Origin of the sequence: Variovorax sp. CCNWLW186 (assembly GCF_037203865.1) — a bacterium.
GTDB lineage: Bacteria > Pseudomonadota > Gammaproteobacteria > Burkholderiales > Burkholderiaceae_C > Variovorax.
Map to the genome: position 1 here is coordinate 179,572 of NZ_JBBCBO010000007.1, position 25,708 is coordinate 205,279.

Consider the following 25,708-nt stretch of genomic DNA (forward strand, 5'->3'; position numbering starts at 1 on the left):
ATCTTGGGCTCGGCACAAAACTGCGCCGAACGGCTCTTTAGCTCAGTCGGTTAGAGCGATGGAATCATAATCCACAGGTCCGCGGTTCGAATCCGTGAAGAGCCACCAAGATCATTAAAAGCCTTGCAAGTCAACGACTTGCAAGGCTTTTTTGTTTTCCGCGGCTCGCAAGATTGGCTCTTTTCGACGCCGTTTTTTCCACTGCCGGCGCCGGTGCCCGTTCAACGGGCAATGTGGTGCAAACCCGCGCCAGTGCTTGCTCCGGCGACCCGGGTCCTCAGACAACCCACAGAGTTGTGCACAGAAAAGCGGGACAAGTCATCCGTCTGACTTGGTCGGAATGTAGTGCCGCCTGGCTCAGCCCGCCTTGCGGAAAGTGAGATTGATGCGCCGGCTGCCGAACAGCGCATGCGGTCGGTCTGCGAGCGGCAGCACGCCGTGGTAGCGCAGCCGGTCCGGCCCACCCCAGACGACGACATCGCCGTGTCCGAGCGGAATGCGCACAGCCTTGTCGCCGCGCGCAAGCCCGCCAAAAAGAAACGTGGCGGGCATGCCGAGCGACACCGAGACGATGGGCGCGCTGTAGTCGCGCTCATCCTTGTCCTGGTGCAGCGACAGGCGCGTGCCGGGCTCGTAGCGGTTGACCAGGCAGGCATCCGGTGCGAAGCCTTCGTACCCCGCTTCGGCCGCGGCTGCTTGCGCCAGGCGCTCGAACACAGCGGGCATCGGTGGCCACGGCCGGCCGGTTTCAGGGTCGAGTTCGCCGTAGCGGTAGCCGCGCCGGTCAGATATCCAGCCGAGGCGGCCGCAGTTGGTCATTGCCACGGACATGGTGAGGCCGCCCGGCGTGACGAGGTGCCGGAAGGCAGCGCGCTGTTCGACCTCGTTCAATGCCGGCAGAAGTTCGTCAACGAAGGGCAGCGCAAAACCACGCAATACGAATGCGCCTGGGCCGATGGCCTCTTTGCCGCGCGGCAGGTCGGCATCTGGAGCATCGGAAAAAAGATCGAGCGTCACGGCGCGATTTTCTCGCGCACCGGGCTGCCGGCCGCGGCCTCGGCCACCAAATGCCCCAAGGTCTGCATCGCCTTTTCGGCCTGCACGTCCCAGGCATGTCCGTAGTTCAACCGAAGGCAATGCGCAAAGCCGCGCGTCGCCGAAAAAATGGGCCCCGGCGCCACGCTGATGCCAAGCTCCAGCGCCTGCCGATGAATGTCGAGCGCGTTCACATGCGCCGGCAACTCGACCCACATGAAGTACCCGCCAAGCGGCCGCGTGGCGCGCGTGCCCGCCGGAAAGTAGTGGCCCACGGCTTGCGCAAAGCTCGCTTGCTGAAGAGCCAACGTCTGGCGCAGCTTGCGCAGGTGCTTGTCGAGGCCGCCCTTTTCCAGATAGCTGGCCAGCGCGAGTTGCGCAGGCACCGAGGTGCTGAGCGTGGTGGTCAGCTTCAGCCGCGCCACCGAGCGCGCAAAGCGCCCTGCCGACGCCCACCCGATGCGATAGCCCGGCGCCAGGCACTTCGAGAACGAAGAGCAATGCAGCACGAGGCCCTGCGTGTCGAAAGCCTTGGCCGGAGGCGGGCGCCGGTCGCCGAAATAAAGCTCGGCGTACACGTCGTCTTCGACCAGCGGCAGCGCGTGAAGTGCGAGCAGCTCCACCAAGGCCTTCTTCTTGGCATCGGGCATGAGGCTGCCGAGCGGGTTCTGGAAAGTGGTCATCAGCCAGCAGGCCTTGGGCCGGTGGGCCGCAATGGCGAGCTCCAGCGCGCCCAAGTCGATGCCTTCGCCGGGATGCGTCGGCACCTCGATGGCGCGCAGGCCCATGCGCTCCAGCGCCTGCAGGGCCGCATAGAAGGTGGGCGATTCGACGATCACCGAATCGCCGGGCCGGGTGACTGCCGCAAGGCACAGGTTGAGCGCCTCCAGCGCGCCATTGGTGACGACGATCTCATCGGCCGGCACCTGCATGCCGTCGCCCAGGTAGCGCATCGCGATCTGCCTGCGCAGTGCCGCGCTGCCGGGCGTGAGGTCGTCCACCGTGCTCCACGGGTCGAGCGACTTGGCGCTGGCGGCCATGAACTGGCCCAGCCGCGCGAGCGGAAACAGCAGCGGGCTCGGAAACGCCGAGCCGAAAGGAACCACCTTGCGCGACATGCTGGCCTCGAGAATGTCGAACACGTGGCCGCTCACGTCGAGCGACTTCGGCCCCTCGGCCGGGCGCGAGGTGAGGTTGGCCTCGGGCGGGGCATCGCGCAGCCCGCCCGCCGTGACGTAGTAGCCCGAACGGTCCCGCGCGCGCACCAGCCCGCGCGCCTCGAGCAGGTAGTACGCCTGGAACACGGTGGACGCGCTCACGCCCCGGCTCTCGCCGGTCTGCCGCACCGAAGGCAGGCGGTCGCCGGTCTTCAGGGTGCCCTGGCGAATCGATGTCTCGATGTCGGCGGCAAGGGCTTCGTAGCGCTTCATCGCGGGGCTGCTTTCATCCGGGGGACTTTATCTGCACTGGTGATTTGATCCGGAACTGCATCTGTTTTTTTGCGTGCGGTTGCGGCACAGTCGGTGCATGGTCAATCTCATGCGCGCGGTACGCGCTGTTCTCTGGAGTTTCATCGGGCTGGGCGGCCGACGCGCCGATGCCGACCGGCGCACCGAGCAGGTCGGGGTGCTGCCGCTGATCGGCGTGGCACTGGTTACGGTGCTGCTGCTCATTGCGGGGCTGCTGGCGCTTGCGCACTTTGCGGCCGGCACGTGATGAAGGCCGTCCGCCACTTCTTCAGAGGCCTTGCAGGAATCGCATTGCCGTTACTGCTCGGCGGCCACGGGGCTGCCATGGCGGCAGGCGGCATCGAGCAGCGCGTGGCCGCCTGCATTGCCTGCCACGGACGCGAAGGCGCCACAACCAATGCCGGCTACTTTCCGCGCCTTTCGGGCAAACCCGCCGGATACCTGTTCAACCAGTTGCGGAGCTTTCGCGACGGCCGGCGCTTCAATGCCGACATGACCTACATGGTGCAGCACCTCTCCGATGCGTACCTGATGGAAATGGCTGAATACTTTGCGGGCCTGGACCTGCCCTACCCGTCCGGCTCGACCGCGAGCGATGCAACGCCCGCGCAACTCGCGCGCGGCCGGCAGCTGGCGCTCGAAGGCGATACGGCCCGCCGCATTCCGGCCTGCGTGCAATGCCACGGCGCAGCACTCACCGGCGTGCAGCCGGCCATCCCCGGGCTGCTTGGGCTGCCGCGCCTGTACGTATCGTCGCAGCTCGGCGCCTGGCTCACCAGCGAACGGCATGCGCTCGCGCCCGACTGCATGGCCGAGATCGGGCGCCGCATGACCACCGCCGACATCAACGCCGTGGCCAGTTGGCTCGCGGTGCAGCCCATGCCGGCCGACCCGAAGCCCGTGTCATCTTTGCCCGCACCGCTGCCGATCGCCTGCGGCGGCATGCCGAAGTGAGACGGCCATGAAGAAGATGCGATACCTCGGCTGGGCATTGCTCGTTCTGGTGCTGCTGCTCGGCGGCGCGGCCGGCGGCATCGTGGCGCTGAACCTGCGCGGCGAAGACCCGCTGCCCGAACACGCCGAGGCCTTCAACGCCACGCCCCAGCAGGTCGAGCGCGGGCGCTATCTTGCGCTGGCCGGCAACTGCGCTGGCTGCCACACCACGCGGGGCGGCCAGCCCTATGGGGGCGGCCTGCCGATCGAAACGCCGTTCGGCACCGTGTACTCGAGCAACCTGACGCCCGATGAAAAATCCGGCATCGGCAGCTGGAGCAGCGCGCACTTCTGGCGCGCCATGCACAACGGCCGCAGCAAGGACGGCCGGCTGCTGTATCCCGCGTTCCCGTACCCCAACTTCACCCAGGTCACGCGCGAAGATTCGGACGCCATCTACGCCTACCTGCGCAGCGTGCCGCCCGCGCCGGTGCCCAACCTGGCGCACCGGCTGCGCTTCCCCTACGACACGCAAGCCGCGCTGGCGGTGTGGCGGGCCCTTTCCTTCAAGCCCGAGGGCTTCGTCGCGAACTCAAGCAAGCCTGCCGAATGGAACCGCGGCGCGTACCTGGTCGGCGGGCTGGGCCACTGCATCGCCTGCCATGGCCCCCGCGATTCACTCGGCGCCACGCAAACCAAGCTCGGCCTTTCGGGCGGCTTGATCGCGGTCGAGAACTGGTACGCGCCCTCGCTTGCCGATCCGCACGAGGCGGGCGTGGCCGACTGGCCCACGGCCGAAGTGGTCGCGCTGCTCAAGAGCGGCATCGCGCCGCGCGGCTCCGTCATGGGGCCGATGGCCGATGTGGTGTTTCGCAGCACGCAGTACCTGAGCGAGGCCGATCTGGCCGCGATGGCGAGCTATTTGAAAGACCTGCCCGGCGCGCCGGCTGCAACTGCCGCCCCCGCGCAACCTGCCGCCGTCCTGCGCCGAGACGCCGGCACGATGGCGCGAGGCGCAAAGATCTACGACCAGCGCTGCGCCTATTGCCATGGCGACCAGGGCCAGGGAGTGCCGGGGGCGTTTCCGCCGCTGGCAGGCAACCGCGCCGTGAACATGGCGCAAACGGCAAACCTGATCCAGGTGATCGCGCACGGTGGCTACCTGCCCGCCACCGAAGGCAATCCGCGCCCCTACGGCATGCCGCCGTTCGGCCACCTGCTGGACGCGGGCGACGTGGCCGCGGTGCTCACCTTCGTTCGCGGTTCGTGGGGCAACGACAGCCCGCCTGTGACACAGCTCGACACGATGCGGCGCTGAGTTGGCGGCATAGGCGCCTTGGAGACGGTCGGCATTGCGGTCGTGCGTCTCCATTTTTGAGTTCTTGTGTTTTCATCCGGAATTGCCCGAGGCGCCACATCGCTCATTACTGTTCCAATTCGTTACGGGAGTTGTTCCAGGCGCCCCAGAACGCGCCGCTCGAAGGAGAGCAACCTTGAGCCTTGTCGCTACGAATTTCTCGCACGCCAGCGTCGAGCGGCTGTGCGACTACGAACTGCCAGACCCAGTGGCACAAGCCGCCCCAACGGCCAACCCGCTGCCGGAGCCCACGGGCGCAGAAAATCTTGCGCTCACCTGGTGGCTTTGGGCGGACGAAGTGGGCAAGTCCATGCTGCGGCACTACGACAGCTGGCGCGAACAGCACCTCGGTCAGTCGCCACAACATCGGCCAAGAGCCGACCAGTAGCCGCCGAGCCGCCCCTCGTCAGGCTGCGACGGGCTCGCGCTGTGCGCCGGCCTTCGCGGGCACGGGCATGTGCTGCGCCCAGTCGATGATCTCCAGCGTGCCGTCGGCATGCTCTGCCAGGGCCGTGAGGCTTTCGACCCAATCGCCGTCGTTGCAATAGAGGATGCCGTCGATGTCGCGCATTTCGGCGTGGTGGATGTGGCCGCAGACCACGCCCTGCACGCCGCGCTTGCGGGCTTCGCGCGCCACCGCGTTCTCGAAGTCGCCCACGTAGCTCACGGCGCGCTTCACCTTGCCCTTGAGGTACTTGGAAAGCGACCAGTACGGCAGCCCCATGCGCGCGCGCAGCGAGTTGAGGTGCCGGTTGAGCTTGAGCGTGAACTCATAGAGCGAATCGCCCACGTGCGCCAGCCACTTGGCGCACTGGATCACGCCGTCGAACAGGTCGCCGTGAATGATCCAGAGCTTGCGGCCATCGGCCGTCTCATGAATCCATTCCTCGGCCACGTCGATGCCGCCGAAGTTGTGGTGCAGGTACTTGCGCGCGAACTCGTCATGGTTGCCCGGGATGAAGATCACGCGGGTGCCCTTGCGCGCCTTGCGCAGCAGCTTCTGGATCACGTCGTTGTGCGCCTGCGGCCAGTACCAGTGGCGCTTGAGCTGCCAGCCGTCGATGATGTCGCCGACCAGGAACAGGGTTTCGCACTCGGTGTGCTTCAAAAAGTCGAGCAGCGCGCGAGCCTGGCAGCCGGGCGTACCCAGGTGCAAATCGGAGATCCAGAGGGTGCGATAGCGCAGCGGCGGGCGCGCAAGATCGTCGTCCTCCGGCTCAGGGGCCCGGGTCGCGGTGTCGCGCCATGCGCGGAGGAAAGCGTCGTCGCGTTGCATGGACGGGTAGGCTCCCACCGCGGCGTGACGGCGCGATGGCGTTCCCGTGACACTCCGGTGACGCGTGGCCAGGACGCCACGCCACGCGGTCAGCTCAAGCTGCGCAGCGTTGGATTTCCACAGTCGAGTGGCGGATTTCCTCGTGCATCGAGAAGCAGGCGCGCACCTCGTCGGCCGACAGCGTGGGTGAATGCGTCACCACCGTGAGCGCACACGCGTAAGCCTCGCGACCCACGCGCCACACGTGCAGGTCGGCCACACGGGTTTCCGAAGTGGCCAAGCCGGTCTCGATGCCTTCGCGGATTTCGGCGGCCACGGGGTGATCCATCTCGCGGTCGAGCAGCACCTTGCCGGTTTCCTTCAGCAGCCCCTTCGCCCAGACAGACACCAGCACCGCGCCGACGATGCCCATCATCGGGTCGAGCCAGGCCCAGCCGAAGAACCAGCCGCCCAGCAGCGCCGCGATGGCGAGCACGGAGGTGGCGGCGTCGGCCACCACGTGCAGGTAGGCGGAGCGCAGGTTCAGGTCATGGCCGTGAGAGCCGTGTGCATGGCCATGATCGTCGTGATGCGCATGTCCGTGGCCATGGTCGTGCCCATGCCCGTGGTGGTGCGCCGACCCGAGCAGCCGCGCACAGACCAGGTTGACCACCAGCCCCAGCACGGCCACCGCCACGGCTTCGCGGTAGTGGATGGCCGAGGGCGAGAGAAGCCGTTCGATGGAGCCCACCACCATCAGCACCGCAACGCCGAGCAGCATCAGCGCACTCGCAAAGCCGCCCAGCACTTCGATCTTCCAGGTACCGAACGCAAAGCGCGGATCGTGCGCGTAGCGCCGCGCCGCCGCATAGGCAAAGGCGCTCAGGCCGATGGCCAGCGCATGAGAACTCATGTGCCAGCCGTCGGCCAGCAGCGCCATGGAGTTGAACCACCAGCCGGCGCCGATTTCGACCACCATCGCGGCGACGGTGATCCACATCACGAGGCGGGTGCTGCGCTCGGCCGATTCGTTGCCTGCGCCGAAATGATGGTCGTGCTGCCAGGCACTCAGGTCATGGGTATGCATGGTTCGTCAGATTCCGAAGAGGTCTTGTCCGTCGGAGCGGCTCGAAGGCGGCGTCACGCCCAGGTGGCGGTAGGCGGCCAATGTCGCGATGCGCCCGCGCGGAGTGCGCTGCAGGTAGCCCTGTTGAATGAGGTAAGGCTCGATCACGTCCTCGATGGTGTCCCGCTCCTCGCCGATGCTGGCCGCCACGTTGTCCAGGCCCACCGGGCCGCCGTCGAAGCGGTGGATGACGGCCTCGAGCAGCTTGCGGTCCATCAGGTCGAAGCCCTGCGGATCGACATCGAGCATGGCGAGCGCCTTGTGCGCGATGTCTTCGGTGATGCGGCCGTTGCCCTTCACCTCGGCATAGTCGCGCACGCGGCGCAGCAGGCGGTTGGCGATGCGCGGCGTGCCGCGCGAACGGCGCGCAATCTCGAAGCCGCCGGCTTCATCGGTCTCGACCTTGAGCAACCCGGCGCTGCGCCGCACGATGAGCGCCAGTTCCTCGGGCGTGTAGAACTCCAGCCGCGCCACGATGCCGAAGCGGTCGCGCAGCGGGTTGGTGAGCATGCCGGCACGCGTGGTGGCGCCCACCAGCGTGAAGGGCTGCAGGTCGAGCTTGATGCTGCGCGCCGCGGGGCCCTCGCCGATCATGATGTCGATCTGGTAGTCCTCCAGCGCCGGATAGAGGATTTCCTCGACCACCGGGCTCAGGCGGTGGATCTCGTCGATGAAGAGCACATCGTTCGGCTCGAGGTTGGTCAGCAGCGCCGCCAGGTCCTTGGGCTTTTCGAGTACGGGGCCAGAGGTCTGGCGCAGGTTCACGCCCAGTTCGGCCGCGATGATGTGCGACAGCGTGGTCTTGCCGAGGCCAGGCGGGCCGAACAGCAGCACGTGGTCGAGCGCTTCCTTGCGCTTACGCGCCGCGCCGATGAAGATTTCGAGCTGCTCGCGCACCTTGGCCTGGCCGACGTATTCGTCGAGCAGCTTGGGGCGCAGCGCCCGCTCGATCGCCTCTTCCTGGGGCGACGCGGGGGCGGCGGACACCACGCGTGGAGGAGCGGGCGCGAAGTCGTCGGTCTGAATGGTCATTTGGGGGGTCTTCGGCTTGAGTTTAGTGCCTGCCACACTGGCAAAATGCTCCGGCCATATAACAAACGAGGGGAAGCCAAGGGTGTCGATCTACGAACTGAAGCCTCGGTTCCAGGCGCTGCTGCGGCCGCTCGTCGGCCGGCTTCACGCCATGGGCATCACCGCCAACCAGGTCACCTTGGCCGCGTGCGTGGTTTCGGTCGCCCTCGGGCTCTGGCTGTTCTTCGCCGCGCCGTCCCTGGCGGCCTTCGCTCTCATCCCCGCCTGGATGTTCGTGCGCATGGCTTTCAACGCCATCGACGGCATGCTGGCGCGCGAGCATGGGCAGCAAAGCAAGCTCGGTGCTTTTCTCAACGAACTGACCGACGTGGTCTCCGACGCCGCGTTGTACCTGCCGTTTGCGCTGGTGCAGCCGTTCAGCCCGTTCTGGATCGGCACGGTGATCATGCTCGCGGGCCTGAGCGAGTTTGCCGGCGCACTCGGCTCCACGGTTGGCGCCTCACGCCGCTACGACGGGCCGCTCGGCAAGAGCGACCGCGCCTTCGTGTTCGGCGCGCTCGGCCTTTATGTGGCGCTGGGCTGGCCCCTGCCGGGCTGGACCGCCTGGCTGATGCCGCTGCTCGCTGCGCTGGTCGCCTGGACGGTGGCCAACCGCGTGCGGCGCGCGCTGGCCGAAGCCGCATGAACCCATGCACAACAAACAAAAGAACAGCGATCTGGATTCAATGACCGATACCGATACCGATACCAACACCAACCAACGCATGGCGCAAGAGCGCCAGTTCCGCACGCACGACGGCGAATCGCTCTTCTACCGGCACTGGCCGGCCACGGGTGCGGCGCGCCGCGGCGCGATCGTGCTGTTTCATCGCGGGCACGAGCACGGCGCGCGCATGGCGCACCTGGTCGACGAACTCAACCTGCCCGATTTCGACTTTTTTGCCTGGGACGCCCGCGGCCACGGCCGCTCGCCGGGCCAGCGCGGCTACAGCCCGAGCTTTGCCACCTCGGTGCGCGACGTGCAGACCTTCGTGCAGCACATCGGCAGCGCACACGGCGTGGCCGAGCAGGACATCCACGTGATTGCGCAGAGCGTGGGGGCCGTGCTGGTCTCCACCTGGGCGCACGACTACGCCCCCAAGGTGCGCGGGCTCACGCTGGCGTCGCCGGCTTTCAAGGTCAAGCTCTACGTGCCTTTTGCGCGCGCCGGGCTGGGCCTGATGCACAAGCTGCGCGGCCTGTTCTTCGTCAACAGCTATGTGAAGGCGAAGTTCCTCACGCACGACCCGGAGCGCATTGCCAGCTACGAGAGCGACCCGCTGATTTCACGGCCCATTGCGGTGAACATCCTGCTGGGGCTCTACGAAGCCGCCGACCGCGTGGTGGCCGATGCCAATGCCATCACGCAGCCGGTTCAGCTGCTGATCTCGGGCGCCGACTGGGTGGTGCACCACAAGCCGCAGCACCAGTTCTTCGAGCGGCTGGGCAGCGCCATCAAGACCAAGCTGGAACTGCCGGGCTTCTTCCACGACACGCTGGGCGAGAAAGACCGCGCACCGGCGGTGCAGGCCATCCGCGAGTTCGTCCTTCAGCTGTTCGAGGAGCCGCCGGCACCGGTCGACCTGCGCGCGGCGCACCTGAGCGGCAACACGGCCGACGAGTCGCGCGCGCTGGCCGAGCCGCTGGCGCCGCTGTCTCCGCGCGGCGCCTACTGGGGGCTGACACGCGCCGGACTGCGTTTTGGCGGCACCCTTTCGCGCGGCGTGAAGCTGGGGCACGACACCGGCTTCGATTCGGGCAGCACGCTCGACTACGTCTACCGCAATCATCCGGAAGGCAAGGGGCCGCTCGGCCGCTCCATCGACAAGACCTACCTGAACTCGATCGGCTGGCGCGGCATTCGGCAGCGCAAAATCCATGTCGAGGAGCTGATCCGCATCGCGATGGAACGCCTGGCCGAAATGCACCGCGAGGTGCGCGTGATGGACATTGCGGCCGGCCACGGCCGCTACGTGCTCGACGCAGTGACCGCAAGCCCCGTCAAGGCCAGCTCGATCCTGCTGCGCGACTACAGCGACATCAACGTGCGCGACGGGCGCGCGCTCATCGCCGAGAAGGGGCTTGAAGACGTCGCGCAGTTCGTTCAGGCCGATGCCTTCGACCGCATCAGCCTGGCCACCGTAACGCCGCGCCCCACGCTGGCCGTGGTGTCGGGCCTGTACGAACTCTTTCCCGACAATGAAATGGTGCGCCGCTCTCTCGCGGGCGTGGGCGATGCGGTGGAAGACCGCGGCTACCTGGTCTACACCGGCCAGCCTTGGCACCCGCAGCTCGAGATGATTGCGCGCGCGCTCACCAGCCATCGCCAGGGCGAAGCCTGGGTGATGCGCCGCCGCACGCAGGCCGAGATGGACCAGCTGGTCGAAGAAGCGGGCTTCCGCAAGATCGACCAGCGCATCGACGAGTGGGGCATCTTTACTGTCTCGCTCGCGGTGAGGGTGGCGTGACTTCCGGGCTTGACGCGAAATGAAGCACTGGCTGGCACAGCGACCGTGGAAGCGGGCTGCCGCATGGCTGGTGTTTCTGGGGCCGTTGTTCTACGCGACCTACGGCCTTGCCAACTGGTGGGCCACCACGCGCGCGCAGGTGCCTTCGATGGCCTTCGAGTGGGAGCGGCAGGTGCCGTTCTGGGCCTGGACGATTTTTCCGTACTGGACGATCAATGTCTTCTACGCGCTCTCGCTCTTTCTCGCGCGCAGCAAGCACACGCTCGACAGGCATGCGCTGCGGCTCGTGAGCGCAACGCTCATCGCCTGCACCTGCTTCGTCGTCTGGCCTCTGCATTTCAGCTTTGGGCAGCCGGCCGTCGAAGGCGCGCCGGCCTTTCTGTTCAATGCGCTGCGCGGTTTCGACCAGCCCTATAACCAGGCACCTTCGCTGCACATCGCGCTGGCGGTGATCCTGTGGGACTGGTACCGGCAGTTTTTGCGTGCAATGTGGGCAAGGCTGGTGCTGCATGTGTGGGCGTTCGCGATCTGCGCGTCGGTGCTCACCACCTGGCAGCACCACTTCATCGACATTCCGACGGGTGCGCTGCTCGGAATCTTCTGCGTCTGGCTGTGGCCGCTGGAGCGGACGGTGTCGATGCCGCGTGCCTGGCAGCGCACGCGCGATGCACAGCGCTGGAAGCTCGCGGGCCTCTATGCCACCGGCGCGGCGTTGTTTCTTGCTGCCGCGTTGTATGGCGGCGGCATCTGGCTTTGGCTCGCCTGGCCCGCGGTTTCGCTGGCGCTGGTGGCACTCAATTACATCGGCTTCGGCGCCCGCGGCTTCCAGATGAACGGCACGGGTCGCATGAGTTGGGCTGCGCGCTGGCTGTTCGCGCCCTATCGCCTTGGCGCCGCAGTCAACGCATGGCTCTGGACGCGCAAGCTGCCGGCTTCGGTCGAAGTGGTGCCGGGCCTGCGCCTCGGGCGCCTGCCGACGAAGGCCGAATGGATTGACGCCGGACGACCGCGGATCGTAAGCCTGTGCGCCGAGCTGCAGGCGCCGGCCGGCGTTCCGCATGCGCGTTGCGTGCCGATACTCGATTTGACCGTGCCGCCGACCGTGCGGCTGCAGCGCGCCGCCGCGGTGATCGAAGGGCAGCGCCTCCATGCCGAAGGCGCTCCCGTGTGGGTCTGCTGTGCGTTGGGCTTCTCGCGCAGCGCCGCCGCGGCCATTGCGTGGCTGAGGCGCTACGGCGCATCGGGCGGCCTGGCGCAGGCGGAAGACGCTGTGCGCCTTGCGCGCCCGCAGATCGTTCTGCGCGCTGCCTGGCGGGCCTCGCTCGAACCGCTCGGTGCCGCTGCACCTGGAGTTCCGCCCCATGACTGAGAACGAGCGCGCCATCTGCGCCGCGCTTGCCGGGTTGCTGCGCGCCGCGGCGGTGCTGGCGGCCTGGGGCTTCGCACTCATGTGCATCGCGGCGCTGGTGCTCGCGCTCACCATGCGCTCGCTCTCGACCACGGCCGCCATGGGCTTTGGCGCAGTCGTGGTGCTGGGCACGCTCGAGCGCTATTTCGCATTCAGGCTGCGGCTCGACCAGGCGCTGTTCGCCGATCTCGCGCGCGGCGACATCGCATCGCTCGGTGCGCTCGACGGCGCGCTCGACCGGCTCGGCCTGCGCAGCGCACAGCCGCCCGCGACCCTTCGGCCGCTCGAAGACCGAGTGCAGGGCACCCGGCAGCTCATGCAGCGCCACGCCATCGTGGTTGCCTGCCAGAGCGCCATGTTTCTCCTTGCCTTGATGACACAGGACCTGTCGTGACCGAAGAAGACAACAACAACGAAAAAGACCACCGGCCTGAAAGCACGGTGCTGCGCCGCGCGCTTGCCGTCGTCGCCGGCAAGCTGATCATCGGCGCGGCAGGGTTGCTGACTGGCGTGCGCGCCATGTGGAGCGGCACCACGCCCAAGGCCGAGCAGACGCTGTACTTCGCCAACCACACGAGCCACGGCGATTTCGTGCTGCTGTGGGCCACGCTGCCGCCCGACCTTCGCGCGCTGACGCGGCCGGTGGCGGGCCAGGACTACTGGATGGCGTCGAAGGTGCGCCAGTTCATCGGCGCGGATGTGTTCAACGCGCTGATGATCCGGCGCGACGGCTCGGGCCAGGGCGGCAACCCGGTCGACCAGATGAAGGAAGCGCTCGAAGGCGGCGACTCGCTCATCATGTTTCCCGAGGGCACGCGCAACACCGGCGACGAGATCCTGCTGCCGCTCAAGAGCGGCCTCTATCACCTGGCGCGCGCCTGCCCCACCGTGCGGCTGGTGCCGGTGTGGATCGAGAACCTGAAGCGCGTGCTGCCCAAGGGCACGCTGGTGCCGATTCCGCTCGCCTGCACGGTTCGCTTCGGCGCGCCCATCCAGCTGGCCGAGGGCGAAGACAAGACCAGCTTTCTCGCCCGCGCGCGTGCCGCCATGCTCGACCTGCGCCCCGAATACGACCGCGTGCCCGAACAAGAAAAAGCAGCCGCAACCACGCCATGAACATCTCGCCTTTCACACAGACCACGCTGCAATTGTTCGGAGGCGTGGCCGGCGTGCTGATCCTTGCATCGGCCATCGGCGCAGCGCTCAAGTGGCGCGTGGCGCAAGGCCGACCCCATTCGGTCATCGACAACCTCAACGCGCGCGTCAATGCGTGGTGGGTGATGGTGGCGGTGATCGGCCTTGCCTTCGCCTTCGGCAAGGGCGGCGTGATCGTGCTGTTCTATCTGATCTCTTTCTACGCGCTGCGCGAGTTCATCAGCCTGGCCTACACGCGGCGCGGCGACCATCATGCAATTGCCGCGGCGTTCTACATCGGGCTGCCGGTGCAGTACTTTCTGGTGTGGATCGAGTGGTACGGGCTCTATTCGATCTTCATTCCGGTCTACGCCTTTCTCGTGCTACCGATTCTTGCGGCCGTGGGCGGCGACACGCAGCGCTTTCTGGAGCGCACCTCCAAGATCCAGTGGGGCCTGATGATCTGCGTGTTCTGCATCAGCCACGTGCCAGCGCTGCTTACGCTGCAGATTCCCGGCTTCGAAGGCCGCAACCTGTTGCTGATCGCTTTTCTGGTGATCGTGGTGCAGGGCAGCGACGTGCTGCAGTACGTGTGGGGCAAGCTCTTCGGCAAGCGCAAGGTGGCGCCCGAACTCTCGCCATCAAAGACGTGGGAGGGCCTGGTCGGCGGCGTCGCCAGCGCCACCGCACTGGGGGCGGCGCTCTATTGGGCGACGCCGTTCAACCCCTGGCAGGCGGCGCTGATGGCGCTCACCATCTGCCTCATGGGCTTTTTCGGCGGACTCGTGATGTCCGCCATCAAGCGAGACCGCGGCGTGAAAGACTGGGGTTCGATGATCGAAGGCCACGGCGGCATGCTCGACCGGCTCGACTCGGTGATCTTCGCGGCGCCGATCTACTTTCACGCCTTGCGCTACTGGTGGGTGCCGTGAGCACGGCACCCACCAGCACAAGGGCAAAGAAAGCGGTCGCGGCCGAGCGCGTTCCGCACGACACGCCCGTCGAATGCACCACCGCCGCCTCATGGGAGCGGTGGCTCAAGAGACACCATGCCGCCGCGGCCGGCGTGTGGCTGCGAATGGCCAAGAAGGACAGCGGCATGGCATCGGTCAACCACGCCGAGGCACTCGAGGTTGCGCTGTGCTACGGCTGGATCGACGGGCAGCGCAAGGCGGAAGACGACAAGTACTTTCTGCAGCGCTTCACCCCGCGCACGTCGCGCAGCACCTGGTCGAAGATCAACCGCGACAAGGCACTGAAGCTGATCGAGGAAGGCCGCATGCAGCCTGCCGGCCTGGCGGAGGTCGACCGCGCCCGCGCCGACGGCCGCTGGGATGCGGCCTACGACGCCCAGAGCGTCGCCACCGTGCCGCCCGACCTGCAGGCCGCGCTGGACGCAAGCCCCAAGGCCGCCGCCTTCTTCGCCACCCTCGATTCGCGCAACCGCTACGCGGTACTGTTCCGCACGCAGGGTGCGAAGAAACCCGAGACCCGGGCGCGGCGTATCGCGCAATTCGTTGAAATGCTCGCCAAGGGCGAGAAGATCCACCCCTGAGCGCGGTCCGGCGCCCTACTTCGCCAGCGCCTTCAGCGCCAGCTTGATGCCCTCGCTCACCGTCGCATCCTTTGGCAGTGCCTTCAGCGCCAGCGCGGCTTCCTTGTCGCTGTAGCCCAGCGCGATGAGCGCCTGCAGGATGTCGGCCTGCGCATCGGAGGCTGCATGCGCAGGCAGGCCGATGTCGGCACCCAGCTTGCCCTTGAGTTCCAGCAGCAGCCGCTCGGCGGTCTTCTTGCCGATGCCCGGAATCTTGATGAGGCGGCCGAGCTCCTGCGTGGTGATGGCCTGCGACAGCTCGCCCACGCTCATGCCCGACAGCAGGCCGAGCGCCGTGCGCGGCCCTACGCCAGTGATCTTGATGAGTTGCCGAAAAGCCGCACGCTCCTCGGCGGTGCCGAAACCGTAGAGAATCTGCGCGTCCTCGCGCACCACGAAGTGCGTGAGCAGCGAAACGCGCTCTCCGGTGCCGGGCAGGTTGTAGAACGTGCTCATCGGCACATCGACCTCGTAACCGACGCCGTTGCAGTCCACCACCACTTGCGGTGGGTTGCGCTCGGCCAGGATGCCGGTGAGTTTGCCTATCATGGGTGCCCTTTTTCCTTGAAATGTCCGGCGTGATTCTGCGACACACCTTTGCTCCCCCCAACAACTCGCGCCTCGGCCACCTGTGCGGACCGCTGGACGCACACCTGCGCCGCATCGAAGAGGCGCTGGGCGTGAAGATCGCGCATCGCCACGAGCAGTTCAAGGTCGACGGCCCCAAGGCCTCCGCGCAGCGGGCGATGGACGTGCTGCAGGCGCTGTACGAAATTGCCCAGCGCCCGATCGACCCGGCCGTGGTGCAGCTCACGCTGGCGGGTGACGGTTCCATGATCGACGGCGATGAGGACGCGGCCATGCTCGTCACGCGCCGCGCCGACCTGCGCGCACGCACGCCCACGCAGGCGCTGTACCTCGACAACATCGCCAAGCACGACATCACCTTCGGCATCGGCCCGGCGGGCACCGGCAAGACCTACCTGGCCGTGGCCTGCGCGGTCGATGCGCTGGAACGCGCCGCGGTGCAGCGCATCGTGCTCACGCGCCCGGCGGTGGAAGCCGGCGAGCGGCTCGGCTTCTTGCCGGGCGACCTGACGCAGAAGGTCGACCCCTACCTGCGCCCGCTGTACGACGCGCTCTATGACCTGATGGGCTATGAAAAGGTGCAGAAGGCTTTCGAGCGCAATGCACTCGAAATTGCGCCGCTGGCCTTCATGCGCGGACGCACGCTGAACAACGCCTTCGTCATCCTGGATGAAGCGCAGAACACCACGGTCGAGCAGATGAAGATGTTTCTCACGCGCATCGGCTTCGGCGCCAAGGCGGTGGTAACAGGCGACGTGAGCCAGATCGATCTGCCCAAGCAGCAGCTGAGCGGGCTGATCGACGCCGAGCGCGTGCTGCGGCGCGTGAGCGGTATTGCCATCACGCACTTCACCAGCGCCGACGTAGTGCGGCATCCGCTGGTCGCCAAGATCGTCGATGCCTACGACGGCCAGCGCAAGCGCGCGGGGTCGCACTGACATGGCGCTGGCCCAGCTCTCGCTTTCGCTGCAGTTCGCACCGCGCTTCAAGGGCATCGAGCGGCATCGCGCCGCATTGCCGCGGCACAACGTGGCCCGCTGGATCCGCCATGCGCTCGACGCGGACGGCGAAATCACGGTGCGCATCGTCGATGCCGAGGAAGGCCAGCGCCTGAACCGCGAATTTCGCGGCAAGGACTATGCGACCAACGTGCTGACGTTCGACTACGCGCAAAGCCCGATGGTGATGGCCGACCTGGTGCTGTGCGCGCCGGTGGTCGCGGCCGAGGCCAAGGAGCAACGCAAGACATTGGCCGCGCACTACGCGCACCTGCTCGTTCACGGCACGCTGCACGCGCAGGGCTGGGACCACGAGACCGGTGAGGCCGATGCCGAGGAAATGGAAGCGCGCGAGATCGAGATCCTGGCGGGCCTCGGCATTCGAAATCCATACGGGCGGTGAGATGACCGCAACGCTCGGCGCGAACACCGATCCGTGGCTGCCGCGCTGGCTTCCTCTGCTTGCCGAGCGCGCGGGAGCGGACCCGGTGCTCGAGCTGGGCTGCGGAACGGGCCGGGACAGCGCGGTGTTGGCGGGCGCTGGGCTTCGCGTGGTGGGCATCGAGCTCTCGAACGAATCGGTGGCGGCCGCTCGGGCACGGGTGCCGCACGGCGCGGAGTTTCTTTGCAGCGATTTCCGCGCACCCTTTCCGGTGGCCGACGGCAGCGTGGGCGCGGTGCTCGCGAGTCTTTCGCTGCACTACTTTGCCTGGGATGAAACGCTGGCTCTGGCCCGGCGGATTCACGACGTGCTTCGCCCGGGCGGCGTACTGCTGTGCCGGTTGAATTCAGTCAACGACTTTCACCACGGCGCCAGCGGCCCGCCGCCGAAGGGCGAAGATTCTTTCTACCTCGTGGACGGCGTGCCCAAGCGGTTTTTCGACCGTGCAGCGGTGGAGCGGCTCTTCACCGAGGGCTGGCGCATGCTGCACCTGGAAGAACGCACGGTCGAGCGCTACGAACAGCCGAAGGTGCTTTGGGAAGCCGTACTCGAACGCGAGTGACGGCAGCGCGCTACGCCGTCATCTGCAGCGGAATGGTGACCGGCCCATCGTTGACCAAGTGCACTTGCATGTCGGCGCCGAACTCGCCCGTTGCAACCACGGGGTGCGCAGCGCGGGCTTGCGCCACGAAATAGTCGTAAAGCCGCCGCCCTTCATCCGGCGCCGCTGCCTGCGTGAAGCTCGGGCGATTGCCGCCGCTCACGTCGGCCGCGAGCGTGAACTGGCTCACCACGAGCAGGCCGCCGCCGATGTCCTGCAGGCTGCGGTTCATCTTGCCCGCGTCGTCTGAAAAGATGCGTAGCTTCAGTATCTTTGCCAGCATGCGGTCGGCGAGCGCATCCACATCGCCGCGCTCGGCACAGAGCAGCACGAGCAGGCCGGCCTCGATGGCGCCCGTGGTCTGCCCGCCAATATCGACACGCGCGCTTGCCACGCGTTGAATCACGGCTTTCATGCCTCCTCCTCCATCTGCGTGGCGCGCGCTTCCATGCCCAGCGGCAGCAGCTGGATGGTCACGCGCAGGCCGGGCACGGCGTCCATCAGTGCCTGCTCCAGTTCGTCGCGCATGGCGGCCGCGTGCTGCAGTGTCCAGTCGCCCGGCACGTGCATGTGCAGGTCGGCAAACCGGCGCTGGCCCGCGCGCCGCGTGACCATGTCGTCGAAGCGCAGCCGCGCGCCTTCGGGCAGGCGTGCGGCAAACTCGTCGAGCGTGGTGCGCAGCGTGGCAATGGTCTCGGGCTCGAGCGCCTCGTCCATCAGGCCCTGCGACGAGCGCCACACGAGCTTCACGCCTTCCCGCACGATGTTGAGCGCCACGCCGATGGCGAGCAGCGGATCGAGCCAGAGCCATCCGCTGAAGTGCACGGCCACGATGCCGATGACGACCGCGGCCGAGGTCCAGACGTCGGTCATGAGATGCCGCGCATCGGCTTCCAGCGCGATGGACCGGTGGGTATCCGCCGCGCGAAACAGCGCATAGGCCAGGCCCGCGTTGAATGCGGAACTAAGCACCGAAAGCGCGAGCCCCCAGCCCAACTGCTCGAGCGGCTGAGGAGAAAGCAGCCGCTGCACGGAAACCCAGAGAATGGCGGCCGCCGCACCCACGATCAGGATGCCTTCGAAGCCCGATGAAAAGTACTCGGCCTTGTGGTGGCCGTAGGGATGGTCCTCGTCGGCCGGCCGCGCCGCCACCGTCACCATGGCCAGGGCGAACATGGCGCTGGCAAGATTGACGAACGACTCCATGGCGTCGGAGATCAGGCCCATCGAATTCGTGACGTAGCCTGCCAGGCCCTTGAGCAGGATCGTGATGAGGGCTACGGCGACGGAGACGCGAAGCAGCGTCTTGGGCGTAAGAATCATGCGCGGCGAGAGACGTTGAGCAAGAAAAACGACAGAAGTGCGGCAAAAGACCGCATCTTTGTAGCCGAGTTATCAAATGCGGCCTCCGCTTGTAACAGGTTCAATTTAATATTTGTGTCACCGCGAGACATTCGCAGAGAGTGATGATGAAAAAATTCCTGATCGCCCTGGGAGGCTTCGCCCTTTGGGGCGCAGTGGCGTTGGCCCACGCGCAAGCAGCGCTCACCGCACCCATAGCCGCACCGGTTGCCGAGCCTCAGGCGGGCTTCGTGAAGTCGGTGCGCGGCAACGTGCAACTGCTCAGCTCGGCCGGTACGCCGCGTGTCGCCGCCGCAGGCGATGCGCTAACCGCTGTGGACCGTATCGTGACCGGTCCGGACTCTTCCGCGGCCGTGGTCTTGCGCGACGACACGACGCTCGTCGTCGGACCTTCGTCGCGGCTGGACCTGAAGGAATTCCACTTCAACGCCACCACGCATGAAGGCGGCGTGCTCGTGTCGCTGCTGCGCGGCTCCATGCGCATGATCACGGGCCTCATCGGCAAGACCAACCCCGACGCGATCCGCGTGGAGACGCAAACGGCCACGATCGGAATCCGCGGAACCGACTTCATCGTGCAAGCCGACGGCCAGCCATGATGATGAAGTTGCGGCCCCATGCCTCCTATCTTCTTGCCGCCCTGACCGCAGCGCTGCTTGGCGCCTGCAGCTCGCCGGGCACCCGCGTGGTGCTGCTGCCCCAGGCGGACGACAAGCCCTCTGCGGTGGTGGTGCGCGCGAAGGACGGCGAAGAAGTTCTTTCCAGGCCCTACCAGCGTGCGACCGCGGCGGTCGGCGCTTCGGGCGCCCCCGTGGTCGACCAGGCGGACCCGGCCAAGGTGCGGGCCGAGAACAAGGCACTGTTCGACATGCGTCCGCCTCCGCCGCAGCGCTACACCGTGTTTTTCGACGCCGGCGGCACGACGCTCACGCCTGCGTCGCAGCAGGTCATGAACGAGGCACTGGTTGCGGCTCAAACCCGCAGCGGCAGCGACATCGTGGTGACCGGACATACCGACACCAAGGGTGCGCTCGAGCAGAACGACATGCTTTCGCAGCGCCGGGCGCAGGAAGTGGTGCAGCTCTTCATAGACCGGCAATTTCCCGCTAAGCGCATCGAGGCCGTAGGCCGCGGCGAACGCGAACTCGCCGTTTCCACCGCCGACGAGGTGGACGAGCCGCGCAATCGGCGCGTCACCATCGAAGTCCGGTGAGGTAGGCGGGCTGGCGGCCAGCGCCGCCACCGCCCTTTTCGTCAGCTGACGGTCACGCGCGCAAACTTGCGCTTGCCGACCTGCACCACGTAGCTGCCCGCGGACAGCTTCAGCGCCTTGTCGCTGATCACGACTGAATCGACCCGCACGCCGCCGCCGTCGATCAGCCGATTGCCCTCGGAGGTCGAGGGTGCCAAGCCGGCTTGCTTGAGCAGCTGCGCAATGCCAAGCGGTGCGCCGCCCAGCGAGACCTCGGGAATCTCGTCGGGCACGCCGCCCTTGCTGCGGTTGATGAAATCCTGCTCGGCGGCATCGGCGGCTGCCGCGCTGTGGAAGCGCGCAGTAATTTCCTTGGCCAGCGCCACCTTCGCATCCTTCGGATTGCGGCCGGCCGCAATTTCAGCCTTGAGCGCCTCGATCTGTTCCAGAGACTGAAAGCTCAGCAAGGTGTACCAGCGCCACATCAGCTCGTCGGAGATCGACAGCACCTTGGCGAACATGGTGTTGGCGTCTTCGCTGATGCCGATGTAGTTGTTCTTGCTCTTGGACATCTTCTCGACGCCATCGAGCCCCTCCAGCAGAGGCATAGTGAGTATGCACTGCGGCTCTTGCCCGTATTCCTGCTGGAGGTGACGACCAACCAGCAAGTTGAACTTCTGGTCGGTGCCGCCCAGTTCGAGGTCGCTCTTGAGCGCCACCGAGTCGTAGCCCTGCATCAGTGGGTAGAGGAACTCGTGCACCGAGATCGACTGGCCAGCCTTGAAGCGCTTGTTGAAATCGTCGCGCTCCATCATGCGGGCGACGGTGTATTTGGCGGCCAGTTGGATCATGCCGCGCGCACCCAGCGGGTCGCTCCATTCGGAGTTGTAGCGAATCTCGGTCTTTTCAGGGTCCAGCACCAGGCTGGCCTGCCGGTAGTAGGTCTGGGCGTTGGCCTCGATCTGCTCGCGCGTGAGCGGCGGCCGGGTACTGTTGCGGCCGGAAGGGTCGCCAATGGTGGTCGTGAAGTCGCCGATCAGGAAAATCACACGATGCCCCAGGTCTTGGAGCTGACGCATCTTGTTGAGGACAACCGTATGGCCGATGTGGATATCGGGAGCGGTCGGATCGAGCCCCAGCTTGATGCGCAGCGGCGTTCCGCTGGCCTCCGAGCGCTGCAGCTTGCGCACCCATTCGTCCTGCGGCAGGAGCTCGTCGGCGCCCCGGAGGGAGATTTCAAGCGCTCGTCTTACACCATCGGACAGGCCATTGGATGTAACAGATTCGGCATTCATAGGCTTTTTGGCTGATTTTCAGGTTGCCGAAGCTATACTCAGCCCGACTTTTCAAGCGCCGGATTCTAAGCGGCGCTTTTTTCCGCACCGTCCTGCCGCCCTGTCCGTTCTGGGCTTTGCAGCGCGGATTTGCAGAACCTGAGCTGGAATTCAAAGTTTGATCAACGGCATTCTCGCCGCCGAGGAGCTTCTGGCTTCTCGCGTGGCCTATACATTCCGGACCTATCCCAAGCAGATCACCGCGGCCATCGCGGCTGCCTTGCTGAGTGCCGGCACCCTGGCGGTGGCCTCCCTGGGCCCCGACGCCTCCGACCTCCCGGTCCAACAGGTGCTTGAAGCGACCGCGCCCCTGTCCTTTGCAGAACAGAGCGAATCGCTCGAGAACTTCAGCTTCACGCTGTTTCGCACCGACATCACGCGTTCGAGCGACACGGCTGAGGCCCTGCTGAAGCGCCTGGGTATTTCCGACCCCGCCGCCACCGCCTTCGTGCGCGCGAGCGGCGAAGCCCGCAATGCGCTGTTTGCGCGCGCGGGCCGCACCATCACGGCCGAAGCCACCCAGGAAAACCAGCTCAAGAAGCTGAGCGCCCGCTGGATTCCCGACGGCGACGGCGGCTTCAAGCGCTTCGTCATCGAGCGCACGGCGGTCGGCTTCGTTGCACTCACCGAGCGCGACACGCTCACGCCCGGCACACGCCTGGCCAGCGGCACCATCCGCACCTCGCTGTTCGCAGCCACCGACGACTCCCGCGTTCCCGATTCGGTCGCGAGCCAGCTGGCCGACATCTTCGCGGGCGACGTCGACGTGCGCGCACTCCGCAAAGGCGACCGCTTTGCCGTGGTGTACGAAACCTTCGAAGCCGACGGCCAGGCGCTGCGCAGCGGCCGCGTGCTCTCGGCCGAGTTCGAGAGCGGCGGCAAGGTGCACCAGGCCGTGTGGTTCCAGCCCCCGGGCCAGAAGGGCAGCTACTACCGCCCGAACGGCGACAGCCTGCGCAAGGCGTACCTGAGCTCGCCGGTCGAGTTTTCGCGCGTGTCGAGCGGCTTTGCGATGCGCATGCACCCGATCCTGAACAGCTGGCGCCAGCACAACGGCATCGACTTTGCCGCGCCCACGGGCACGGCAGTGCGCAGCGTCGGCGACGGCACGGTCGATTTCGCCGGCACGCAAAGCGGCTACGGCAACATCGTCATCATCAAGCACCGCAACAACCAGCAGACGGCCTACGCCCACCTGAGCCGCGTCGACGTCAAAGCCGGTGAAAGCATCAGCCAGGGCCAGACGATCGGCGCCGTGGGCTCCACGGGCTGGGCCACCGGCCCTCACCTGCACTTCGAGTTCCGCGTGAACGGCGAATACCAGGACCCGGCCTCGATCGCCCAGGAAGGCGGCGCCCCGATCACCGCCGCCATGCGCCCGGCCTTCGAACGCATCGCTGTCGGTGCGCGCACCGAACTGGCTGCAGCGTTCTCGGTCATCCAGGCCAGCGCAGACTGAGCACCCGCGGGGCAATAGCGGCGGCACAACAAGAGCCCCGCTCGCCCCGTTCAGTATGGCCGCCGAACTGTTCATCGGCTTGATGTCCGGCACGTCACTCGACGGCGTCGATGGCGTTCTGGCCGACTTTTCCGAAGGCCGCATCGCGGTACGGGCCTACGCTACCGCCCCTTTCCCCGCCGATCTGCGGACGGAACTGATGGCGCTCAACACGACCGGCGACAACGAACTGCACCGCGCCGCGCTGGCCGGCAATGGCCTGGCCCGCATCTATGCAGGCGTCGTCGGCCAGCTCCTCGCGGACAGCAGGACTCCTGCCAGTGCCGTTACAGCGCTTGGCACTCATGGCCAGACGGTTCGCCACCGTCCCACTGAATTCGACGGCGTTGGCTACACGCTGCAGATCAACAACCCCTCGCTGCTGGCTGAACTGACCGGCATCGACGTGGTTGCAGACTTTCGCAGCCGAGACCTCGCCGCGGGCGGTCAGGGCGCTCCACTGGTGCCGGCATTCCACCGTGCGCTCTTCGCGCGCGCCGACGGACCCGTGGTGGTGCTGAACATCGGCGGCATTTCCAATTTGAGCCTGCTACCTGCCGCTGATGCGCCGGGAGAGCCCGTCGTGCTGGGTTTCGACTGCGGGCCAGGCAATGCCTTGATGGATTACTGGTGTCAGCTTCACACCGGCCAGCCCTTCGATCGCGGGGGGCAATGGGCCGCAAGGGGGCAGGTGCTGCCCGAGCTGCTTGCAACGCTGCAGGCCGAGCCCTATTTCGCAAAGGCGCCACCCAAAAGCACGGGTCGCGACCTGTTCAACCCGTCCTGGCTTTCAGCACGCCTAGGCGCGCTTGCGGGCGCCGCGCCTGCCGACGTGCAAGCGACGCTGACCGAATTCACCGCCAGCGTTTGTGCGGCTGATGTGCAGCGCTATGGAAACGGTAGCAGACTGCTGATCGTTTGCGGCGGCGGTGCCTTGAACGACCACCTGCTCGCCCGTTTGCGAGCGTTGCTGCCGGAGGTGGCGGTGGACGCGTCCACGAAGCACGGCCTGCCGCCGCTGCAGGTCGAAGCCGCGGCCTTTGCATGGCTGGCGCGCAGCACCGTGCGGCGCGAGGCAGGCAACCTTGCCAGCGTGACCGGTGCGCGCGGGGCCCGGGTATTGGGCGCTATTTACCCGGCCTGAGACTCCCGCAAGCGGAGTCCGTGCCTCGTTTGCAGGCAAGAATAAAAGCACCAGGCAGCAAAAAGCCGCCCGAAGGCGGCTTTTACCGGCAACAGGGCAAAATCACGCCGAGAAGCTGGATCCGCAGCCGCAGGTGCTGGTGGCGTTCGGATTCTTGATCACGAACTGGGCGCCCTGCAGGTCTTCCTTGTAGTCGATTTCAGCGCCGACCAGATACTGGTAGCTCATGGCATCGATCAGCAGCGACACGCCGTTCTTGGTCATGGTCGTGTCGTCTTCATTCGTGATTTCGTCGAAAGTGAAGCCGTACTGAAAGCCCGAGCAGCCGCCGCCTTGCACGAACACGCGCAGCTTGAGGTCGGGATTGCCCTCCTCGGCGATCAGGTCGGCCACCTTGGCGGCCGCACTGTCCGTGAAGACGATCGGCTCGGGCATCTGGGTCTGGATGTTTTCGGCAACAACGCTCATGTGGGATAACTCCTTGAGGGCCGAACAGGCGGCCAATGAACCAATGCTACTGCAATGCGGCATTCTCGGCAGGGCGGCATTGGCGAGCACCCAACACAAGTGGGGTCGAAAACCGTCCCCGCCAAGGGCCGCAATGAAAAAGCCGCCCGAAGGCGGCTCTTGCTTGCAGCGGACAGTATCAGCGCTTGCTGAACTGCTTGCGGCGGCGAGCAGAGTGCAAACCGACCTTCTTACGCTCGACTTCACGCGCATCGCGGGTAACGAAGCCAGCCTGGCTCAGCACCGGCTTCAGGCTTGCGTCGTAGTCGATCAGCGCACGGGTGATGCCGTGGCGCGTTGCGCCGGCCTGGCCCGATTCACCGCCGCCGTTCACGTTGACCATCACGTCGAAAGCTTCGAGGTTGTTGGTCAGCACGAGGGGTTGCTTCGCGATCATGATCGAGGTTTCGCGGCCGAAGAACTCTTGAATGTCCTTGCCGTTGACCGTGATCTTGCCCGAGCCCTTTTTCAGAAACACACGGGCGACGCTCGATTTGCGACGGCCGGTGCCATTGTTCCATTCACCAATCATTCTCAAGGCTCCTTACAGTTCCAGCACTTTGGGCTGTTGGGCGGTATGCGGGTGCTCAGCGCCACCGTACACCTTGAGTTTCTTGATCATCGCGTAGCCAAGCGGGCCCTTGGGCAGCATGCCCTTGACAGCCTTTTCCAGGGCGCGGCCCGGGTGCTTGGATTGCATGTCGCGGAAGTTGGTCGCCGTGATACCGCCCGGGTAGCCCGAGTGACGGTAGTACACCTTGTCGATCGACTTGGCGCCGGTGACGCGCAGCTGGGCTGCGTTGATGATGACGATGAAGTCACCGGTATCGACGTGAGGCGTATAAATGGCCTTGTGTTTGCCGCGCAAACGGAGAGCAACTTCGCTGGCTACTCGTCCGAGGACCTTGTCGGTCGCGTCAATCACAAACCACTCGTGCGTCACGTCAGCGGGCTTGGCGCTGAACGTTTTGGTCATGAGTTTTTCTCTTGAAAAGAGGGTTTGGCGAGCCCTTTTCCACGGTCGGCGTTCCTCTGACGGGAATCTCTTAGGTGGGTTTCGCGCGCCCTGGAGACCAGGTTGCATGCCTTCGCCGCGGGGCTACAAAAACGCTGCGAAGCCTGCGATTATACGAAGAATCGGGCCATCGAAGCAAATTGAAGCCTGCGGGGGAGCCCGAGACGTTACCATCCT

Annotated in this window: 30 protein-coding genes and 1 tRNA gene; 19 read left to right on the forward strand and 12 right to left on the reverse strand. The window is 66.1% G+C overall.

The genetic code is table 11. The features are described 5' to 3' along the window. The first annotated feature begins 31 nt into the window (after nt 1–31). Nucleotides 32–108 (forward strand) — tRNA-Met (locus V9K97_RS11310). 249 nt (nt 109–357) lie between these two features. On the opposite strand, the gene alkB is transcribed toward V9K97_RS11310, so the two are convergent. Next, on the reverse strand, nt 358–1,017 hold the full coding sequence (gene alkB, locus V9K97_RS11315) for a DNA oxidative demethylase AlkB (RefSeq protein ID WP_337296981.1): 660 nt from the start codon (nt 1,015–1,017) through the stop codon (nt 358–360). Next, the gene (locus V9K97_RS11320) at nt 1,014–2,465 is read right to left on the reverse strand and encodes an aminotransferase-like domain-containing protein (protein WP_337318059.1); all 1,452 of its coding nucleotides are present in this window, start codon (nt 2,463–2,465) and stop codon (nt 1,014–1,016) included. The genes alkB and V9K97_RS11320 overlap by 4 nt, the downstream gene beginning before the upstream one ends. A 97-nt stretch (nt 2,466–2,562) precedes the next feature. On the opposite strand from V9K97_RS11320, the gene V9K97_RS11325 reads away from it, so the two are divergent. The 4 genes from V9K97_RS11325 to V9K97_RS11340 all read left to right on the forward strand — a co-directional run bounded on the left by V9K97_RS11325 (nt 2,563) and on the right by V9K97_RS11340 (nt 5,182). Then, on the forward strand, nt 2,563–2,751 hold the full coding sequence (locus V9K97_RS11325) for a DUF2970 domain-containing protein (protein WP_258502426.1): 189 nt from the start codon (nt 2,563–2,565) through the stop codon (nt 2,749–2,751). Continuing rightward, on the forward strand, nt 2,751–3,458 hold the full coding sequence (locus V9K97_RS11330) for a c-type cytochrome (protein ID WP_443303129.1): 708 nt from the start codon (nt 2,751–2,753) through the stop codon (nt 3,456–3,458). Before V9K97_RS11325 ends, V9K97_RS11330 begins: the two co-directional genes overlap by 1 nt. Nucleotides 3,459–3,474: 16 nt before the next feature. Continuing rightward, the gene (locus V9K97_RS11335; protein ID WP_337318172.1) at nt 3,475–4,755 is read left to right on the forward strand and encodes a c-type cytochrome; all 1,281 of its coding nucleotides are present in this window, start codon (nt 3,475–3,477) and stop codon (nt 4,753–4,755) included. A 175-nt stretch (nt 4,756–4,930) separates the two neighbouring features. After that, nucleotides 4,931–5,182, forward strand: coding sequence for a hypothetical protein (locus tag V9K97_RS11340; protein WP_337318061.1), 252 nt, complete (start codon nt 4,931–4,933; stop codon nt 5,180–5,182). 18 nt (nt 5,183–5,200) lie between these two features. Here V9K97_RS11340 and V9K97_RS11345 read toward each other — a convergent pair whose 3' ends face one another. The 3 genes from V9K97_RS11345 to ruvB all read right to left on the reverse strand — a co-directional run bounded on the left by V9K97_RS11345 (nt 5,201) and on the right by ruvB (nt 8,207). After that, nucleotides 5,201–6,070 (reverse strand): UDP-2,3-diacylglucosamine diphosphatase, encoded by an 870-nt coding sequence (locus tag V9K97_RS11345; RefSeq protein WP_126749414.1) that lies wholly within the window; start codon nt 6,068–6,070, stop codon nt 5,201–5,203. A gap of 94 nt (nt 6,071–6,164) precedes the next feature. Next, nucleotides 6,165–7,136, reverse strand: coding sequence for a CDF family Co(II)/Ni(II) efflux transporter DmeF (dmeF, locus tag V9K97_RS11350; protein WP_337318062.1), 972 nt, complete (start codon nt 7,134–7,136; stop codon nt 6,165–6,167). 6 nt (nt 7,137–7,142) lie between these two features. After that, the gene (gene ruvB, locus V9K97_RS11355) at nt 7,143–8,207 is read right to left on the reverse strand and encodes a Holliday junction branch migration DNA helicase RuvB (protein ID WP_126749416.1); all 1,065 of its coding nucleotides are present in this window, start codon (nt 8,205–8,207) and stop codon (nt 7,143–7,145) included. Nucleotides 8,208–8,289: 82 nt separating this feature from the next. On the opposite strand from ruvB, the gene V9K97_RS11360 reads away from it, so the two are divergent. Genes V9K97_RS11360 through V9K97_RS11390 form a run of 7 tightly spaced genes read left to right on the forward strand, consistent with a single transcriptional unit; the run spans nt 8,290 to nt 14,811 of the window. Continuing rightward, nucleotides 8,290–8,892, forward strand: a complete 603-nt coding sequence (locus tag V9K97_RS11360) for a CDP-alcohol phosphatidyltransferase family protein (protein WP_337318065.1) — start codon at nt 8,290–8,292, stop codon at nt 8,890–8,892. A gap of 40 nt (nt 8,893–8,932) precedes the next feature. Further along, nucleotides 8,933–10,714: a bifunctional alpha/beta hydrolase/class I SAM-dependent methyltransferase gene (locus tag V9K97_RS11365; protein ID WP_443303168.1), complete on the forward strand. Its 1,782-nt coding sequence runs from the start codon at nt 8,933–8,935 to the stop codon at nt 10,712–10,714. Between the two features lie 19 nt (nt 10,715–10,733). Then, a complete protein-coding gene (locus V9K97_RS11370; protein ID WP_337318067.1) occupies nt 10,734–12,083 on the forward strand; it encodes a phosphatase PAP2/dual specificity phosphatase family protein in 1,350 nt (449 codons plus the stop codon). Further along, a complete protein-coding gene (locus V9K97_RS11375; RefSeq protein ID WP_337318068.1) occupies nt 12,076–12,516 on the forward strand; it encodes a hypothetical protein in 441 nt (146 codons plus the stop codon). The genes V9K97_RS11370 and V9K97_RS11375 overlap by 8 nt, the downstream gene beginning before the upstream one ends. Then, a complete protein-coding gene (locus tag V9K97_RS11380; RefSeq protein WP_443303134.1) occupies nt 12,513–13,238 on the forward strand; it encodes a lysophospholipid acyltransferase family protein in 726 nt (241 codons plus the stop codon). The genes V9K97_RS11375 and V9K97_RS11380 overlap by 4 nt, the downstream gene beginning before the upstream one ends. Then, on the forward strand, nt 13,235–14,188 hold the full coding sequence (locus V9K97_RS11385; protein WP_337318070.1) for a phosphatidate cytidylyltransferase: 954 nt from the start codon (nt 13,235–13,237) through the stop codon (nt 14,186–14,188). The genes V9K97_RS11380 and V9K97_RS11385 overlap by 4 nt, the downstream gene beginning before the upstream one ends. Beyond that, nucleotides 14,176–14,811, forward strand: coding sequence for a YdeI/OmpD-associated family protein (locus V9K97_RS11390; RefSeq protein ID WP_337318072.1), 636 nt, complete (start codon nt 14,176–14,178; stop codon nt 14,809–14,811). Before V9K97_RS11385 ends, V9K97_RS11390 begins: the two co-directional genes overlap by 13 nt. Nucleotides 14,812–14,826: 15 nt before the next feature. Here V9K97_RS11390 and ruvA read toward each other — a convergent pair whose 3' ends face one another. Next, nucleotides 14,827–15,399, reverse strand: coding sequence for a Holliday junction branch migration protein RuvA (gene ruvA, locus V9K97_RS11395; protein ID WP_337296991.1), 573 nt, complete (start codon nt 15,397–15,399; stop codon nt 14,827–14,829). Between the two features lie 20 nt (nt 15,400–15,419). Here ruvA and V9K97_RS11400 point away from each other — a divergent pair, with 20 nt between their 5' ends. The 3 genes from V9K97_RS11400 to V9K97_RS11410 are packed head-to-tail and all read left to right on the forward strand — an operon-like array spanning nt 15,420 to nt 17,440. Beyond that, a complete protein-coding gene (locus V9K97_RS11400; RefSeq protein ID WP_307699071.1) occupies nt 15,420–16,376 on the forward strand; it encodes a PhoH family protein in 957 nt (318 codons plus the stop codon). A 1-nt stretch (nt 16,377) separates the two neighbouring features. Then, nucleotides 16,378–16,839, forward strand: coding sequence for an rRNA maturation RNase YbeY (gene ybeY / locus V9K97_RS11405; protein WP_337318074.1), 462 nt, complete (start codon nt 16,378–16,380; stop codon nt 16,837–16,839). A gap of 1 nt (nt 16,840) precedes the next feature. Beyond that, a complete protein-coding gene (locus V9K97_RS11410) occupies nt 16,841–17,440 on the forward strand; it encodes a class I SAM-dependent methyltransferase (protein ID WP_337318076.1) in 600 nt (199 codons plus the stop codon). Nucleotides 17,441–17,450: 10 nt separating this feature from the next. Here the strand turns inward: V9K97_RS11410 and dtd are convergent, their stop codons facing one another. Together dtd and V9K97_RS11420 are read right to left on the reverse strand one after the other, a co-directional pair. Then, nucleotides 17,451–17,894 carry a D-aminoacyl-tRNA deacylase gene (dtd, locus tag V9K97_RS11415; protein ID WP_337318078.1) on the reverse strand — a complete coding sequence of 148 codons (444 nt, stop codon included), beginning with the start codon at nt 17,892–17,894 and terminating at the stop codon, nt 17,451–17,453. Beyond that, nucleotides 17,891–18,802 (reverse strand): cation diffusion facilitator family transporter, encoded by a 912-nt coding sequence (locus tag V9K97_RS11420; protein WP_337318080.1) that lies wholly within the window; start codon nt 18,800–18,802, stop codon nt 17,891–17,893. The genes dtd and V9K97_RS11420 overlap by 4 nt, the downstream gene beginning before the upstream one ends. Before the next feature lie 143 nt (nt 18,803–18,945). On the opposite strand from V9K97_RS11420, the gene V9K97_RS11425 reads away from it, so the two are divergent. Together V9K97_RS11425 and V9K97_RS11430 are read left to right on the forward strand one after the other, a co-directional pair. Next, nucleotides 18,946–19,440: a FecR family protein gene (locus V9K97_RS11425; RefSeq protein WP_337296995.1), complete on the forward strand. Its 495-nt coding sequence runs from the start codon at nt 18,946–18,948 to the stop codon at nt 19,438–19,440. A gap of 2 nt (nt 19,441–19,442) precedes the next feature. Beyond that, nucleotides 19,443–20,054, forward strand: coding sequence for an OmpA family protein (locus V9K97_RS11430; RefSeq protein WP_443303170.1), 612 nt, complete (start codon nt 19,443–19,445; stop codon nt 20,052–20,054). A 41-nt stretch (nt 20,055–20,095) separates the two neighbouring features. Here V9K97_RS11430 and tyrS read toward each other — a convergent pair whose 3' ends face one another. Further along, nucleotides 20,096–21,328, reverse strand: coding sequence for a tyrosine--tRNA ligase (tyrS, locus tag V9K97_RS11435; RefSeq protein ID WP_337318082.1), 1,233 nt, complete (start codon nt 21,326–21,328; stop codon nt 20,096–20,098). Nucleotides 21,329–21,485: 157 nt separating this feature from the next. On the opposite strand from tyrS, the gene V9K97_RS11440 reads away from it, so the two are divergent. Next, the gene (locus tag V9K97_RS11440; protein WP_157616027.1) at nt 21,486–22,826 is read left to right on the forward strand and encodes a peptidoglycan DD-metalloendopeptidase family protein; all 1,341 of its coding nucleotides are present in this window, start codon (nt 21,486–21,488) and stop codon (nt 22,824–22,826) included. Between the two features lie 55 nt (nt 22,827–22,881). Continuing rightward, nucleotides 22,882–24,009, forward strand: coding sequence for an anhydro-N-acetylmuramic acid kinase (locus tag V9K97_RS11445; RefSeq protein WP_337318084.1), 1,128 nt, complete (start codon nt 22,882–22,884; stop codon nt 24,007–24,009). Between the two features lie 102 nt (nt 24,010–24,111). On the opposite strand, the gene erpA is transcribed toward V9K97_RS11445, so the two are convergent. The 3 genes from erpA to rplM all read right to left on the reverse strand — a co-directional run bounded on the left by erpA (nt 24,112) and on the right by rplM (nt 25,492). Beyond that, nucleotides 24,112–24,477 (reverse strand): iron-sulfur cluster insertion protein ErpA, encoded by a 366-nt coding sequence (gene erpA / locus V9K97_RS11450; RefSeq protein WP_126749433.1) that lies wholly within the window; start codon nt 24,475–24,477, stop codon nt 24,112–24,114. A gap of 178 nt (nt 24,478–24,655) precedes the next feature. After that, entirely contained in the window at nt 24,656–25,048 is a 393-nt protein-coding gene (gene rpsI, locus V9K97_RS11455) for a 30S ribosomal protein S9 (RefSeq protein WP_126749434.1), read from the reverse strand. A 12-nt stretch (nt 25,049–25,060) separates the two neighbouring features. Further along, complete coding sequence (gene rplM, locus V9K97_RS11460) at nt 25,061–25,492, reverse strand: 50S ribosomal protein L13 (protein WP_028259766.1); 432 nt, start codon at nt 25,490–25,492, stop codon at nt 25,061–25,063. Nucleotides 25,493–25,708: the final 216 nt, after the last annotated feature.

Excerpts from the sequence above, each read along its gene's own strand:
- V9K97_RS11370 (WP_337318067.1), top strand. The coding sequence starts at position 10,734 with ATGAAGCACTGGCTGGCACAGCGACCGTGGAAGCGGGCTGCCGCATGG.
- V9K97_RS11365 (WP_443303168.1), top strand. The coding sequence starts at position 8,933 with ATGACCGATACCGATACCGATACCAACACCAACCAACGCATGGCGCAA.
- V9K97_RS11420 (WP_337318080.1), bottom strand. The coding sequence starts at position 18,802 with ATGATTCTTACGCCCAAGACGCTGCTTCGCGTCTCCGTCGCCGTAGCC.
- rplM (WP_028259766.1), bottom strand. The coding sequence starts at position 25,492 with ATGACCAAAACGTTCAGCGCCAAGCCCGCTGACGTGACGCACGAGTGG.
- V9K97_RS11320 (WP_337318059.1), bottom strand. The coding sequence starts at position 2,465 with ATGAAGCGCTACGAAGCCCTTGCCGCCGACATCGAGACATCGATTCGC.
- dmeF (WP_337318062.1), bottom strand. The coding sequence starts at position 7,136 with ATGCATACCCATGACCTGAGTGCCTGGCAGCACGACCATCATTTCGGC.
- V9K97_RS11330 (WP_443303129.1), top strand. The coding sequence starts at position 2,751 with ATGAAGGCCGTCCGCCACTTCTTCAGAGGCCTTGCAGGAATCGCATTG.
- V9K97_RS11445 (WP_337318084.1), top strand. The coding sequence starts at position 22,882 with ATGGCCGCCGAACTGTTCATCGGCTTGATGTCCGGCACGTCACTCGAC.
- ybeY (WP_337318074.1), top strand. The coding sequence starts at position 16,378 with ATGGCGCTGGCCCAGCTCTCGCTTTCGCTGCAGTTCGCACCGCGCTTC.
- ruvB (WP_126749416.1), bottom strand. The coding sequence starts at position 8,207 with ATGACCATTCAGACCGACGACTTCGCGCCCGCTCCTCCACGCGTGGTG.
- V9K97_RS11410 (WP_337318076.1), top strand. The coding sequence starts at position 16,841 with ATGACCGCAACGCTCGGCGCGAACACCGATCCGTGGCTGCCGCGCTGG.
- V9K97_RS11400 (WP_307699071.1), top strand. The coding sequence starts at position 15,420 with ATGTCCGGCGTGATTCTGCGACACACCTTTGCTCCCCCCAACAACTCG.
- V9K97_RS11375 (WP_337318068.1), top strand. The coding sequence starts at position 12,076 with ATGACTGAGAACGAGCGCGCCATCTGCGCCGCGCTTGCCGGGTTGCTG.
- V9K97_RS11325 (WP_258502426.1), top strand. The coding sequence starts at position 2,563 with ATGGTCAATCTCATGCGCGCGGTACGCGCTGTTCTCTGGAGTTTCATC.
- dtd (WP_337318078.1), bottom strand. The coding sequence starts at position 17,894 with ATGAAAGCCGTGATTCAACGCGTGGCAAGCGCGCGTGTCGATATTGGC.
- tyrS (WP_337318082.1), bottom strand. The coding sequence starts at position 21,328 with ATGAATGCCGAATCTGTTACATCCAATGGCCTGTCCGATGGTGTAAGA.
- V9K97_RS11385 (WP_337318070.1), top strand. The coding sequence starts at position 13,235 with ATGAACATCTCGCCTTTCACACAGACCACGCTGCAATTGTTCGGAGGC.
- V9K97_RS11345 (WP_126749414.1), bottom strand. The coding sequence starts at position 6,070 with ATGCAACGCGACGACGCTTTCCTCCGCGCATGGCGCGACACCGCGACC.
- rpsI (WP_126749434.1), bottom strand. The coding sequence starts at position 25,048 with ATGATTGGTGAATGGAACAATGGCACCGGCCGTCGCAAATCGAGCGTC.
- V9K97_RS11335 (WP_337318172.1), top strand. The coding sequence starts at position 3,475 with ATGCGATACCTCGGCTGGGCATTGCTCGTTCTGGTGCTGCTGCTCGGC.
- V9K97_RS11425 (WP_337296995.1), top strand. The coding sequence starts at position 18,946 with ATGATGAAAAAATTCCTGATCGCCCTGGGAGGCTTCGCCCTTTGGGGC.
- V9K97_RS11430 (WP_443303170.1), top strand. The coding sequence starts at position 19,443 with ATGAAGTTGCGGCCCCATGCCTCCTATCTTCTTGCCGCCCTGACCGCA.
- erpA (WP_126749433.1), bottom strand. The coding sequence starts at position 24,477 with ATGAGCGTTGTTGCCGAAAACATCCAGACCCAGATGCCCGAGCCGATC.
- ruvA (WP_337296991.1), bottom strand. The coding sequence starts at position 15,399 with ATGATAGGCAAACTCACCGGCATCCTGGCCGAGCGCAACCCACCGCAA.